The sequence below is a fragment of the Candidatus Poriferisocius sp. genome (assembly GCF_965204015.1).
Lineage (GTDB): Bacteria > Actinomycetota > Acidimicrobiia > Acidimicrobiales > Bin134 > Poriferisocius.
Genome location: NZ_OZ241965.1, coordinates 2,473,111 through 2,486,789, shown reverse-complemented (window position 1 = coordinate 2,486,789; position 13,679 = coordinate 2,473,111). Strand labels below are relative to the sequence as shown.

Annotated in this window: 11 protein-coding genes and 1 tRNA gene; 8 read left to right on the top strand and 4 right to left on the bottom strand. The window is 63.5% G+C overall.

Going from position 1 to position 13,679, the window contains the following annotated elements:
* The first annotated feature begins 5 nt into the window (after nt 1-5).
* On the top strand, nt 6-3,530 hold the full coding sequence (locus ACOGJC_RS11180; RefSeq protein WP_419845071.1) for an ABC transporter ATP-binding protein: 3,525 nt from the start codon (nt 6-8) through the stop codon (nt 3,528-3,530).
* A gap of 5 nt (nt 3,531-3,535) precedes the next feature.
* Here the strand turns inward: ACOGJC_RS11180 and ACOGJC_RS11175 are convergent, their stop codons facing one another.
* Complete coding sequence (locus ACOGJC_RS11175; RefSeq protein ID WP_419845070.1) at nt 3,536-4,300, bottom strand: acetoacetate decarboxylase family protein; 765 nt, start codon at nt 4,298-4,300, stop codon at nt 3,536-3,538.
* A gap of 166 nt (nt 4,301-4,466) precedes the next feature.
* On the opposite strand from ACOGJC_RS11175, the gene ACOGJC_RS11170 reads away from it, so the two are divergent.
* Nucleotides 4,467-5,384, top strand: a complete 918-nt coding sequence (locus ACOGJC_RS11170) for an SAM-dependent methyltransferase (protein WP_419845069.1) — start codon at nt 4,467-4,469, stop codon at nt 5,382-5,384.
* Between the two features lie 6 nt (nt 5,385-5,390).
* On the opposite strand, the gene ACOGJC_RS11165 is transcribed toward ACOGJC_RS11170, so the two are convergent.
* The gene (locus tag ACOGJC_RS11165; RefSeq protein ID WP_419845068.1) at nt 5,391-5,804 is read right to left on the bottom strand and encodes a DUF6941 family protein; all 414 of its coding nucleotides are present in this window, start codon (nt 5,802-5,804) and stop codon (nt 5,391-5,393) included.
* Nucleotides 5,805-5,919: 115 nt separating this feature from the next.
* Between ACOGJC_RS11165 and acs the strand changes: the two genes are divergently transcribed.
* The 4 genes from acs to ACOGJC_RS11145 all read left to right on the top strand — a co-directional run bounded on the left by acs (nt 5,920) and on the right by ACOGJC_RS11145 (nt 11,427).
* Nucleotides 5,920-7,878 (top strand): acetate--CoA ligase, encoded by a 1,959-nt coding sequence (gene acs, locus ACOGJC_RS11160; RefSeq protein WP_419845067.1) that lies wholly within the window; start codon nt 5,920-5,922, stop codon nt 7,876-7,878.
* Nucleotides 7,875-8,363 carry a hypothetical protein gene (locus ACOGJC_RS11155; RefSeq protein WP_419845066.1) on the top strand — a complete coding sequence of 163 codons (489 nt, stop codon included), beginning with the start codon at nt 7,875-7,877 and terminating at the stop codon, nt 8,361-8,363. The genes acs and ACOGJC_RS11155 overlap by 4 nt, the downstream gene beginning before the upstream one ends.
* 110 nt (nt 8,364-8,473) lie before the next feature.
* Nucleotides 8,474-10,498: an RCC1 domain-containing protein gene (locus ACOGJC_RS11150; protein WP_419845065.1), complete on the top strand. Its 2,025-nt coding sequence runs from the start codon at nt 8,474-8,476 to the stop codon at nt 10,496-10,498.
* A 68-nt stretch (nt 10,499-10,566) separates the two neighbouring features.
* Nucleotides 10,567-11,427: a M48 family metalloprotease gene (locus tag ACOGJC_RS11145; protein ID WP_419845064.1), complete on the top strand. Its 861-nt coding sequence runs from the start codon at nt 10,567-10,569 to the stop codon at nt 11,425-11,427.
* Nucleotides 11,428-11,481: 54 nt separating this feature from the next.
* Here the strand turns inward: ACOGJC_RS11145 and ACOGJC_RS11140 are convergent, their stop codons facing one another.
* Both ACOGJC_RS11140 and ACOGJC_RS11135 read right to left on the bottom strand, forming a co-directional pair.
* Nucleotides 11,482-12,618 (bottom strand): SGNH/GDSL hydrolase family protein, encoded by a 1,137-nt coding sequence (locus ACOGJC_RS11140; protein WP_419845063.1) that lies wholly within the window; start codon nt 12,616-12,618, stop codon nt 11,482-11,484.
* Between the two features lie 88 nt (nt 12,619-12,706).
* A complete protein-coding gene (locus ACOGJC_RS11135) occupies nt 12,707-13,195 on the bottom strand; it encodes a YajQ family cyclic di-GMP-binding protein (protein WP_419845062.1) in 489 nt (162 codons plus the stop codon).
* Nucleotides 13,196-13,312: 117 nt separating this feature from the next.
* Here ACOGJC_RS11135 and ACOGJC_RS11130 point away from each other — a divergent pair, with 117 nt between their 5' ends.
* Nucleotides 13,313-13,501: a hypothetical protein gene (locus ACOGJC_RS11130; protein ID WP_419845061.1), complete on the top strand. Its 189-nt coding sequence runs from the start codon at nt 13,313-13,315 to the stop codon at nt 13,499-13,501.
* 75 nt (nt 13,502-13,576) lie between these two features.
* Nucleotides 13,577-13,659: transfer RNA gene (locus tag ACOGJC_RS11125), tRNA-Tyr, on the top strand.
* Nucleotides 13,660-13,679 lie beyond the last annotated feature (20 nt).

Below are 13,679 nucleotides of genomic sequence, written 5' to 3'. Positions count from 1 at the left end.
CTCCGATGAAGTCCACGTCCTCGACATGGATGATCGATAAGAGCGTCGCCGTTCGAAGAAGCCTGCTGTGGATTCTGCTCGCCCGACAAAAGGGGATCGTCCGCTGGCTTGTCGGCGCAATGGGCGGAAGCATCGTCGTCAACCTGCTGATCGCCAGCGCCACGGTGGCCCTGGTCGACAACGGAATTGTCGACCAGGCGATCCCTCTCCAGGAATACGTCTCCTATATCTTCCGACTCGCCCTGCTTGGATTCGCCTTCGGCTTTGCCTTCAAGCAGCTCACTGAGCGGCTGGGCTATCAGCTCGAGTTCGACCTGCGAACCTGGCTTTACACCCGAGTGCAATGGGCCGACCTCCGAACCCTCGACAAAGTCACCGGAGGGCAGTTGGTCACGCGGTCGATGACCGACCTCAATCTGGTCCAAGGGACACTCCAGCTCTTGCCAACAATCGTGACCTTGGCGCCGGCAACCATCGCTCTTTTGGTGTATCTGGCCTTCCTGAGTCCTGCCTTGGCCCTCATCACCTTCCTGTCCATCCCGCTCAACTTCTGGCTCCTGTCGCTCTTTCGGAAGCGTCTCTGGGGACTGAGCTGGGCTGAGCTCAACGAGCGAGCCGAAGTGGCCGCCGCCATTGACGAGCCGGTTCGCGGGGTCCGGGTGATGCGGGCATTCGGACGGGAGAACGAAGAGCGACAGCGGTTGAGCGACGTTGCCCTGCGGACCTATCGCTATTCGATGACCCGCGTCCGGCTCCTCGCTCGCTATGACATCTTCCTCAAAGCAGTTCCCCTGCTGGTCAACGCCGCGGTCTTGGTCGTGGGGGCCAGGCTCGTCGTGTCTGGCAACCTTTCGGTGGGCACATTCCTGGTCGCATTTCAGACCGCGGGCATTGTCACCACTCTGGCCCAACTGCTGGATGAACTGGCCAGCCGGTGGCAATACCTTCGCAGCGCTCAATTGAGACTCACCGAGGTTCTCGCCCTCGGTGAACGCCCGACCGAAGGCCGTCCGCTGGCCGAAACATTCGAGGGGTTCGAGCTCCAAGACGTGGAGGTCGATTTCGAAGGACACATCGTGATCGACAATGTCTCGGCTTCGGTGCGACCCGGTGATCTCGTGGTTGTCACCGGCCCTCCCGGCTCGGGCAAGAGCACACTGGCCAACCTGATGGGCGGATTGCTGTCGCCTACGTCTGGAGAGATATTCGTCGATGGCCGACCTCTCTCAGAACTCGACATCACCACCATCCGAAGGGTGGTGCGCGTTGTTTCCGAAGAGCCGGTGTTGTTCTCGGGCACGCTTCGGGACAACCTCGACCTCGGTGCTCCTTGGGAGGTTTCTGACCACGAGATCACCGTCGCTCTCGATGCTGCCGGCGCTGATGACATCACAGAGCGCCTCGCCAATGGGCTCGATGGCACCATCGGTGACCGCGGGCTGACGCTCTCAGGGGGCCAACGCCAGCGCCTCGCCTTGGCCCGGGCGATCATCGCTCGTCCTCGAGTGATCGTGCTCGACGACGCACTTTCGGGGGTGAGTCCTGCCCATGAGCTTCGGATCCTCAAACAGATGGCCGAAGTGCTTCCCGACACAATCGTGGTGGCCATCAGCCGGCGCCCGGACCCAGTTGAACTGGCCGACATCGTCATCGAATTGCCCGACCGCCCCGGGACCACGACGAGTGCGGGCGCGGCAGATCCGTTCGCACTAGACGACGCCGACGTTGATGGATCGTTGGCCAATGTGGTGCATTCGCTCGACGTCAGCAACGAGGAGCCGCTGGTCGACGACGAAACCAGCCGCGTCGACAAGCTGCCTCGTGCGCGATTCCTGGCGCGCGTCACCGCGGCGGCGCTGGTGGTGCTGTTGGTGCTGCTCGTGGTCAACACCCTGGCCAAGATCGGACCGGAGCTGCTCTTCAGCCAGGCCGCCGATGCGGCCGAAGACCGCGACTCGTCGATCGTCTACGTCATCGGGGCCGCCGCCGTCGGCGTCGGCATTGTCTTCGCGCTCAGCGGCTACTTCCTGCGAATCATCGCCATGAAGATCGCCCAGTCCATCGTTTACCTCATGCGCCGTCGAGTCTTCCAGCGTCTGACCAAGCTCGGCATCGACTTCTACGACCGCGAACTGCCCGGTGAGGTTGCCGCCCGAGTTGTGAATGATCTCGACACCGTTCTGAACTTTTTGCAAGAGCCGATCTTCCGATTCATCTCGACCATCGCGAGCCTCGTGATCGGACTCACGGTGGCCGTGATCTTGGTGCCCCAGATCGCACCGGTGGTCGTCGTCATGGCTGTATTGATGCTGGCCGCCACCTACGCCCAGCTGGTGGTCGGACATCGAGCCTTTGAACGAGCCCGAACCGATCTAGGGCGAACGATTTCCGTTTTCGAGGAGCACTTCGCCGGACGGTCGGAACTACGGGGGTGCGGTGCCCAGGAGAAGGCCAATCGCCGCTTCGTGGGTGATGCCTGGGAACTCCGCCAGAGTCGGCGCTGGGCGACCTCAGCGGCAAATCTCTATGCCGAGACAATGCAGTTCATCGCTCTAGTCGGTGGCGCTTTCGTGCTGGCCCGGGCCGGAAACGCGGCCATAGCCGGAACTGTTGCCGTGGGTACTGCGCTGGCGGCGCGACTGGTGGTCGACCAGGCCCTGCGACCACTGGCCATTGTTGGCGGCCTGTACTCGTATTTCCTCGACTCCCGAGTCTCGTGGCGCCGCCTCGGACACCCGTTCAAGGCCCCGATCTGGCCGATCGAACGGCCCGACGCCGAAGAGGTCGGTCCGCTCACCGGCGACCTCGCGTTCGAGTCGGTCTCGTTCACCTATCCCCAAACCGACCAGCCGGTTCTGCGCGATACGTCCTTCGCGCTACGGGCTGGCTCGGTGACCGCCATTGTGGGGTTCACTGGTGCCGGGAAGTCGTCGATTACCAAGCTCCTGACTCGGATCTATGACCCCGACTCGGGTCGCATCACCCACGATGGAATCGACATCCGGGACTACCGCGCCCAGTCGCTGCGGCACCGTCTGGGAATCGTGCCCCAGGATGCCTTCCTGTTCAAAGGAACGATTCGCACCAATATCGCCTATGGGCGACCCGAGGCTTCGGATGACGAGCTGATGGCTGCGGCAAGGGCCATCGGTGCCGATTCCCTCATCTCAGAACTGGAAGACGGATTGGACCATCCCGTGGATGAAGAGGGTCGAAACCTCACCGCGGCCCAGCGGCAACTCGTCGCTTTGGCCAGAGCGTGGTTGGCTCAGCCCGACGTGCTGGTTCTCGATGAGGCAACATCAAGCCTCGGCGGGCCGCTTGAGCAGGCGGTGCTGGATGCGGTGAGGTCGCTCGGAGCCACCACTCTCATTGTGACCCATCGGCAAAACGTCGCCTTGCAGGCCGATTTCGCGGTCGTGGTGGAAGACGGCCGGGTGGTCGAGAACGGTCCGCCTAGCCAACTGGCCGGTGCGGGAACCGCGTTTGACCGCCTCTGGTATGCCGTCGAACCTGAGCCAGCTTCCTAAAAGACCTACGGGCGACGAGGGCCGCCCCGGGTGCCCGGCCAACGGGACCCACCGATGACGTCGGCGCTGGGCCAGAAGGCATCGGGGTCCAGCGGGCCGGCGTTGGTGATCTGCCGGTCGATCATCCGGTTGGTTACCAGCTGGGCCGAGAGCTGCTCGACGATGGGGAAGTAACGGGCCACGGGATCCCAGGGGCTGTCCAACAACCGCAACTCGCCGTCGATGTCCTCGACGTGAACCTGCTCGAAGGTGGTGGCCACATCCACCACGTGGGGCGCGAAGTCGTACTCTTTCTCGGCGCCGCCGATGGCCCGGGAGTACTTGGTCCACCACTCGTGCTCGGTGAACTCTCCGGCCTTCGGTTCCACTGCCCCGGTGACATCGCCTTCGAACTCGATGAACGTATAGCCCTGATGGATCGTCCGGGCTTCCACCCGGTTGCCCAGGCGATAGAAGCGGATGTCGCACGGGTACTTGGGCTGGCCGTTGGTCTCACCGCTGATGAAGATGGCGGCCTCCTGGTCGATACCCAAACCCAGGCTGTATTGACCGCTCACGCCGTTCCAGCTGGCCGGCACCTTCACGCTGACGCCGTACTCCGGCTCGCCCATCACCGGCACGCAGTACACGCCCACGGTGACAACCGGATCGCCCGGAATGAGCCCCGGCGGCAGGATTTGCTCAATGCCGGCCGGATCGGTCCGGTACTCGACGGTCAGCTTCGGCCAGCCGGCAACCTCGCCGGGTCGGGTCATCGGGGTGTCAGTCATGGTGCCTCCAGTGCCGGATGCCGCGATTCACGCGGTTCCGCTCGTTCGATGGCCACAGTGTATTGACACCACCAATGGCGCGCACCGCTGGGGTTCCCGGCTGCCTACATCGTCATACTGGAGCGGTGGGGTTTGCTGCGAGCATCGACGAGTCTCGCCCATTGCGATGACCAACTTCGCCGAGTTCATGGAACGGGCGCTGTATGACCCCGAGCACGGGTTCTACCAGTCGGGCCAAGCCGGACGCCGGGGGGGCCACTTCATCACCAGCCCAGAAGTAGGGCCGCTGTTCGGTGCCGTCGTTGCCCGGGTGCTGGACCGCCGCTGGAGCGAGTTGGGTCAACCCGACCCGTTCACCGTGATCGACGCCGGGGCCGGACCAGGCACCCTGGCCCGCACTGTGGCCAAGGCCGAGCCCGGCTGCGCACCCGCGCTGCGCTGGATCAACGTGGAGCGCAGTGCCGCGGGGCGCGCGGCCCACACCATCGGCGACTCACAAGCCGCCATGCCCGGTGGCCCGATCACCGGAGTGATCGTGGCCAACGAGCTGCTCGACAATCTGCCGCTGCACCTCTTCGACCCCGACGGCAACGAGGTGGGCGACCACCGCCCCAACCCCGAGACCCGCCTGACCCCCCGTCAGAGCCAGGCCTGTTCATGGCTGGCCCAGGCCCTGTCGATCCTGAATCAGGGCACCGTGGTGATCATCGACTACATGAGCACCACCGAGAAAATGGCTTCCCGGCCCTGGCCCGAGTGGCTGCGGACTTATCGGGGCCATGAGCGGGGCGACGACCCGTGGACCGCCCCCGGCACCCAGGACATCACCTGTGAGGTAGCTCTCGATCAGCTCGCCGCGGTGCGCCCACCCACCAGGGTCTCCACACAGGCTGATTGGCTGCGGGTCCACAGCATCGACGAGCTGGTGGACGAGGGGGCGGCCGCTTGGCGGGCGGGAGCCGCCCAAGGCGATCTGGCCGCACTGGCCGGCCGCAGCCGGGTCATCGAAGCCGAAGCCCTGCTCGACCCCGCCGGTCTAGGCGGCTTCACCGTGGCCGAATGGGACGTGCCTCCACCGGAGTGACTCGGATCACGTCTTGTTTCGAACCGCGGCTCGAAACCCCAGTGCTACCGGGTTGGCGCCATCGACCTCGGGATGGATAGCCACCTGATATCGACCCGGCGTCGGCAGCTTCATCGCCCGGAAATCGGCCACGAACGGGACGTTGACCAGCTCGCCGGGATCATGGCCCGAGCCCAGCTTCACCTGCACCTCACCCACCATTTCGGCCAGTTTCTTCCCGTCGGCATCCTCAACCCTCACGGTGATCTTGTTGGGCGCGGCCGCCTCCACCGGCGACATCTCCAGCACCAAGGCCAGCATCACTCCGATGGGCGCGGGAAATGACTCCCGATACACCCGGGTGATGCCCGCCGAGCTCACAAACAGTAGCCCCTCCCGCACCTGGGCGAAATCACACAGCGTGGCAACCCTGATGTCCATAATCGCCGATCAACTCCCGGCCCGAAGTAGCTCCACTACCTGACCATAACCCTTCTAGGACGACAGAATGTAGGCTCGCCGCGCAGTCTCGCGAAAGCATCGGAAAGGATCGACCATGGCCGACGCCACCATCGAGGACTATTACGTCGAAGACCGTACTTTTGCCCCGTCCCCCGATTTTGCCGCCGCCGCACTGGCCAGCAACCGCTCGCTCTACGACGAGGCTGAGGCTGACTACGAGGCGTTCTGGGCCCGCCAGGCTCGCGAGCTGCTGAGTTGGGACCGCGATTTCCACTCGGTGTTGGAGTGGGATCTGCCCTTCGCCCGGTGGTTCATCGGCGGCGCCCTCAACGTGTCGTACAACTGCCTCGACCGCCACGTCGAAGCCGGCCAGGGCAACAAGATCGCCTTCCACTGGGAGGGCGAGCCGGGCGACACCCTCACCATCACCTACGCCGATCTATTGACCGAGGTGTCCAAATTTGCCAACGTGCTCAAAGGCCTGGGACTGGGCGCGGGCGACCGGGTGGCGATCTACATGCCGATGATTCCCGAGCTGCCGGTGGCCATGCTGGCCTGCACCCGCATCGGCGTGGCCCATTCGGTGATCTTCGGCGGTTTCTCCCCCGATGCCATCGTCGACCGCTGCGAGGATGCCGAGGCCCGGCTCATTATCACCGCCGACGCCGGCTACCGCCGGGGCGCTCCGTCGATGCTGAAGCCCAACGTGGACACCGCCCTCAGTCAGGGGGCGGCCTCGGTGGAGCACGTCGTGGTGGTCAACCGCTGCGACACCGACGTCGACATGGCCGAGGGCCGGGATCTGTGGTGGCACGACCTCATGGCCGACGCTTCAGCCGACTGTCCTCCCGAGCCCATGGACTCCGAGGCGCTTCTCTACCTGCTCTACACGTCGGGCACCACTGCCAAGCCCAAGGGCATCATGCACACCACCGGCGGCTATCTCACCCAGGTGGCGTTCACCCACAAGTACGTGTTCGATCTCAAACCCGACACCGACGTGTACTGGTGCGCGGCCGACATCGGCTGGGTCACCGGCCACAGCTACATCGTGTACGGACCCCTGGCCAACGGCGCCACCTCGGTGATCTACGAGGGCACCCCCGACACCCCGGGCCGCGACCGCCTGTGGGACATAGTGGAGCGCTACGGCGTCACCCAGCTCTACACCGCCCCCACCGCCATCCGCACCTTCATGAAATGGGGCGCCCAGGAGCCCGCCAAGCACGACCTGTCGAGCCTGCGGGTGCTGGGCACGGTGGGCGAGCCCATCAACCCCGAGGCGTGGATGTGGTACCACACCAACATCGGCGGCGAGGGCTGTCCCATCGTGGACACTTGGTGGCAGACCGAGACCGGCAGCCACATGATCTCCCCGCTGCCCGGCGTGACCACCACCAAGCCGGGTTCTGCTACCCATCCCATTCCCGGGGTGTTCGCCGAACTGGTAGACGACGACGGCCGCCCGGTGGAGCGGGGCGGCGGCTACCTCACCATCACCCGCCCGTGGCCGTCGATGCTGCGGGGCATCTGGGGCGACCCCGAGCGCTACCGGGAGACGTACTGGAGCCGGTTCGAGGGCCGCTACTTCGCCGGAGACGGGGCCAAAGTGGACGACGACGGCTACCTGTGGCTCCTCGGTCGGGTGGACGACGTAATGAACATCTCCGGCCACCGCATCTCCACCACCGAGGTGGAATCAGCTCTGGTAGACCACGCCGCGGTGGCCGAAGCCGCCGTGGTGGGCGCGGCCGACGACACCACCGGCCAAGCCATCATCGGCTACGTGATCCTGCGGGGCAGCCACGACGCCACCGACGAGTTGGGCGAGGAGGTCCGCCAGCATGTGGCCACCAAGCTTGGCCCCATTGCCCGGCCCAAGACGGTGGTGCTGGTTCCCGACCTGCCCAAGACCCGCTCAGGCAAGATCATGCGCCGCCTGCTGCGGGACGTCGCCGAGGGCCGCAGCCTGGGCGACACCACCACCCTGGCCGACCAGTCGGTGGTGGACGAGATCCGCACCCGGGCCGCCGAATCCCCCCAAGAAGATTGAGCGAGAAAGGCGGCCCTTCCCACTGGAGATGGCGGGACGGGCCGATCGACGGCGGTCCCGCGGTGATCGTGGACGTGGATGGGGTGATCTCCGATGCCAGCAGTCGCCAGCACTTGGCCCAAGCCCGCCGCTGGGACGAGTTCTTCGCCGGCTGCCCCGACGACCCCCCGCTGGAGGCGGCGGTGGCCCTGGTCGACTCGCTGTCCCCTGACGTCGCCGTGGTGCTGCTCACCGCCCGCCCCTGGCACCTGCTCGACACCACCCTGACCTGGCTGAAGATGCACGAGATCCGCTGGGATCTGCTGATCCTGCGACCCCCCAACAGCGGCGGCCCGTCGCGGTCCTACAAGGCCACCGAGGTGGACAACCTCCGCCGCCACGGTTTCGAATTGCTTTACGCCCTCGAGGACGACCCCCGCAACGTGGAGATGTACGCCGAGGCCGAGGTTCCCTGCGTCTACGTCTACTCCGGCTACTACGGATAGGGCACGCTCCGATGCTCAGAAGGTGCCAGTAGCATCTACACTCCACGATCGTGCCTTCAACACGCCGTTGCTATGTCTTGTCCGCCGCCTTTGCAGCTTTCCTGCTACTGGTGCCCCTTGGCACAGCTGTCGCCAGCGCTCAGGAAGCGGCTAGCAATGAGGTTCCCCTAGAGAACATCGAATTGCGCGACCAGCTAATCGCCGCTCAGGAATCGCTTCTCAACGCGTACCGCTGTCGGTTCGACATCGATACCCATATCGTCAAGGGCGGCTGTGCAGAAGGTGCCCCCACCGCAGGCCCAATCCAGCCCACACCATTCGAGGGCACCCCCACCCAGCACGAGCTCAACGTGCGCGACCGGCTGGTCGACAACCAAGAAGCCCTGCTCAACGTCTACCGCTGCCTGTTCAACGTAGACACCCACATAGTGCCCGGCGGCTGCCCCGATCCGCCTCCAGACAACCCATTCACCTCGGTGTCTGTCAGCAGCGAACACGCCTGTGGCATTAGGGCCGACCAGACAGTCGCCTGCTGGGGTGGCAACAACTATGGCGAGTCGATCTCACCTTTAGGGAAATACACCACCGTTTCGGCAGACGGACTCTTCTCTTGTGGGTTGACAACTCGCCAAACCATCGAATGCTGGGGTGGCAAACAAACTCGGGCTCCCAACGGCACATTCACTCATTTGACGACCGGCACGAATCATTCCTGCGGAATCAGGACCGACGGCACCATCGCCTGCTGGGGAATCACCGACTATGACAATCCAATCCCTGATGGATCGTTCACCCAAATCGCAGTAGGCAACACTCACGCGTGCGGAATCAGAACCGACAGCACTGTTGAATGCTGGGGCAATGAGCACTTCTACCAACTGGAGGAGCCACCAGCTGGAACCTTCACCGTCATCACCGCAGGCGATTATTTCGCGTGCGGGATCAGAACCGACCAGACCATCGCCTGTTGGGGTTCAGACTTCTATTCGAGGCAAAGCCCGCCGTCAGGCACCTTCACTACCATCACTGCGGGTGAATCCCATACATGCGGGCTGAGAACCAATGGCTTTATTGCCTGCTGGGAAAGCAATCTCCACGGAAGGCCGACAAGCCCTCCAGTGGGCACATTCACTGCCTTATCGGCCGGTCGCGACTTTTTCTGCGGCATCAGAACCACTGGCACGGTCACCTGCTGGGGTGACAATCGGTTTAACCAAGTCGATGCCCCAGAAGGCAGCTTTATCCAACTCGACTCCAGCTATCGCCATTCCTGCGGATTGAGAATTGACGGCGCTGTGCATTGCTGGGGCAACAACCCATTCAGACGTACTACGGTCCCCGATGGGAGTTTTACCGCTCTCGAATCCACTCGGAAGTATGCCTGTGGGCTTAAATCCGACAGGACCATCGTCTGCTGGGGTGACACCAGCGTCTTCGGCGAAGATCCACCCACCGGAGAATTCACCTCGGTGTCTATAGGGCTTGGGCATGGATGCGCCCTCCGAATTGACCAATCCGCCGTGTGCTGGGGTGACAACTGGGCCGGTCAGGCGATTGCTCCGAGCGGAGTCTTCGCTTCGGTTGCCGCCGGGCGTGACCATGCCTGTGGGGTTAGACCCGATAAATCCATTGTTTGCTGGGGTGACAGCAGCTCTGGACAGCGAAGTGCACCCAGTGGCACTTTCGATGCGGTGGCAACTGGTTACTACCACACTTGTGGTCTGAAAACCGACGGCACGGTCACCTGCTGGGGAGACAATTGGCACAATGAGTCCACGGCCCCGAGTGGTTCCTTCACCGATGTCACGGCGGGCCACTCGTTCACATGTGGCCTGAGAACGGACAGCACGGTCGCCTGCTGGGGCACAATTGGGACACCACCAGTTGGCCTCTTCACCGCCCTTGATGCTGGCAATAGCCATGCATGCGGAATCAGGTCTGACGGCACCGCCGCCTGCTGGGGCGGTACTAATCGCTTCGGCCAACTGTACCCACCCGAAGGAACTTTCACCGCCATCACCGCGGGCGGCAATTTCTCCTGCGGGATCGATGCCAACCAGGCCATCACCTGCTGGGGCGACCAGAGCTACGGGCTCGTGCTGATGCCCGATGCCGTCACCTGGCACAACCCCTGATTGGGCGTGTCGCACATCGGCCGCTCTCCGGTAACCTTCAAGGAGTTGCTAAAGGAGTGGCACTGGGCATGAACACGATCAAGACAATCCTCCTGCTGGTGCTGATGGCGGCGCTGTTCGTGGCCGTCGGCGGACTGCTGGGCGGAAGCGGCGGGCTGGCCATCGGGATCGTCCTCGCGGTCATCGTGGTGGGCGGGTCGTACTGGTTCAGCGACAAGCTGGCCATTGCCTCGGCCCGGGCTGTGCCGGTCACCTCTGCGCAGCTTCCCCAGTATCACGCCATCATGGAAGAGCTCACCACCAAGGCCCAGATGCCAATGCCCAAGCTGTATGTGAGCCCCAATCCCCAGCCCAACGCCTTCGCCACCGGCCGCAATCCCAAGCACGCCGCAGTGGCCATCACCGAGGGGCTCATCAACCACCTGACCTGGGACGAGATCCGAGGCGTGTTGGCCCACGAGCTGGCCCACATCCGCAACCGCGACATCCTTATCGGCTCGGTGGCCGCCGCCATTGCCATGGCCATCACTTTCGCCTCCCGCATCGCGGTATGGGGCATGATCTTCTTCGGCGGCCGGGGCCGCGATCGGGGCATGGGTGATCTCGTTGGCGTGCTGCTGGCCGCCATCTTGGCCCCCATCGCGGCCAGCCTGCTCCAGATGGCCATCAGCCGCACTCGGGAATATCAGGCCGACGCCTCCGCCGCCCGCCTCGTCGGCGACGGGGAGCCTCTAGCCCGGGCGCTAGAAAAGCTGAACGCCGCCTCCCAGCGCATCCCGGTCAACGTGCCGGTGGAGCAGGCGTCGCACTACATCGTCAACCCCCTCACCGGTCGGGCCAGCTTCCGCAGCCTGTTCAGCACCCACCCCCCCGCCGAAGAGCGCATCCGCCGCCTCCGCGCCGGCGAGTGGGTCCCCCAGGCCTACTGATCAGCCCGGGCAACCTAGTGGTCTAGGCCACCTCGATTCATCTCCCAAATTCCCCTAGTTGAACTGGTATTGGGCAAGAAGGCCGTTTTCTCCCAGAACTTTGCGCGCGAATCGCTGGCCCATCCGCGCGTATCCGGCCGTGTTGGGATGAATGCCGTCGGGGAGATCGGACGCGTCATCAGGTCCAAGGAGCTCAAGACCGTGCAAGTAGTGGAGGTGCTCGTCTCCCCTCTCTTTGCGTGAGGCAACCACCTCCTCCAGGATGCTGCGGATACGAGTGGCGGTAAGAGTGGCGTTGAAGTGCTGACTCATCGTTTCGGACAGACCATCGCCTTCGAGAGAGGTGTGCGGGTCGGTCTCAAAGTCGGGACAGAATATCGGCGAGCACACAACCAATGGCGTCGTGGGGTGGCCGTCTCTCACTGTGTCGAAAAATCCGTGCACCGCAGAGCGGAAAGTTCGCTCCACCAGGGTGGTGAGGGTGTTGATTCCGAGCTTCGCCGAGATGAGCGCAGGATTGCTGTCGCGTATGTATCGGGCCACGAACTGGTCTATATGGCATTCACCGGAGTAACCCAGGTTCGTGACCTCGAACCCTTTTCGGCTATTTCGGGCCGCGACTACGGGCCAGACGTCTCCCGGCCGGTCAGCATCCATGCAATGGCTGATCGAACTTCCATAGTGGATCCAAGAAGGACCCCGGTGCGGCGGCTCTACGGCACTGTCGGCGTCGACAGCAATCTGTGACACCGTCACTTGAGCCGTGTGGGGAAGCCATATCTCTACCGACTTCATAGCGGGATCCAGATCCTTGAATTCCAAAGTGGCCGGCCCGCCCTCTTCCATTCGCAGCGAATTGATGTCGTTTCTGTCCACCACCAGCAAGACTCCGTCCTCCGAGTCTCGCTCTGCGACAGTTTCGCCCTCTACGACGAGATCGAAACAGGCCGGGTGGGGATCGGCTCCATCCACTTGCACCCGGATGGTATTGACGACAAGCCGCAGTTCCTCAGCGTCGGTACGAAACGCCAGCCGAACGCCCGAGCACATTCCGGCTGTGAAGGCCGTGGGGAGGCTCAGTTGGTAGCCAGACTCCCGAGGAACTCGAGTAGGCCGGATTCCATCGCCCTCGGCGACCAAATCCGTTGCCCCCAGCCAGCAGACGGCGGGATGCCGGGTTATGTCCTTCATCACTCTCCCCCTTTCTCTTCGGTAGGCCGGATAATGGCCCTCTCATCAGCTCCCAGGTGCGACGCTGCGACACCGAATTCGAGCAAAATCAGTCTCGGAAGTTGCCGAACTGCAAGGGGATGGCGAAGTCGGCTTCTTTGAGGGCGGCGATCACATCTTGGAGCATGTCCCGCTTCTTGCCGCTCACCCGCAGCTGACCGCCCTGGGTCTGCGATGAGATGCCCTTCATTCCCAGGTTCTTGATGAACTTGTTCAGCTCCCGGGCCTTGTCGGCCGAGATGCCCGCGGCCAGCGCCGCTTCTTGGCGAACAGTCCCGCCGGCTGCGTCTTCCACCGACCCGTAGTTCACCCCCTTGAGCGAGACCTTGCGGCGCACCAGCTTCTCCTCCAGCACCTGGCGGGCGGCAGCCAGCCGATCCTCGTTGGACGACCGCAGCGTGATTACCCCGTCGCCCAGCGCAACCTCGCTACCGGTGTTCTTGAAGTCATAGCGACTGTGGATTTCCCTCGCGGCCTGGTCCACCGCATTGCGGACCTCCTGCATGTCCAACTCAGAAGAAACATCAAACGTAGGCACCCCCCGAACCTACCGCACCCCTCTCCCAGATATTCATGCCAGCACGGGGCGACAACCTGAGAAACTGTCGTCTGTTCCGAGACCACGTCCGTACAGGGTCACCGAGGGGAGACGACCATGACGTCTGTGCCTGAATCAGAGGTGTATCACATCACCGACGAGGAGCTTGATGTGTTGATCGAGGCGACTCTGCAAGATGCCGGGGTTGAATTAGAAGAACTGCGCCGCCAAGCCCAACTCGGCAGATTCGAATCGGACAAGCTCCGACGGACATGGTTCGTGGTTGCCGGGCTCGGCCGCGGCTAGACATCGTCGGTCCTGGAATCACACCCGAAACAAGTAGGGTCCCCGCTTCACAGGCCGGTAGGGTTGTGCCCCGTTGGGTCGGTGCCCGAGCGGCCAAAGGGAACGGGCTGTAAACCCGTCGGCATTAGCCTTCGGAGGTTCAAATCCTCCCCGGCCCACAAGTCAACAGCTTCATTCA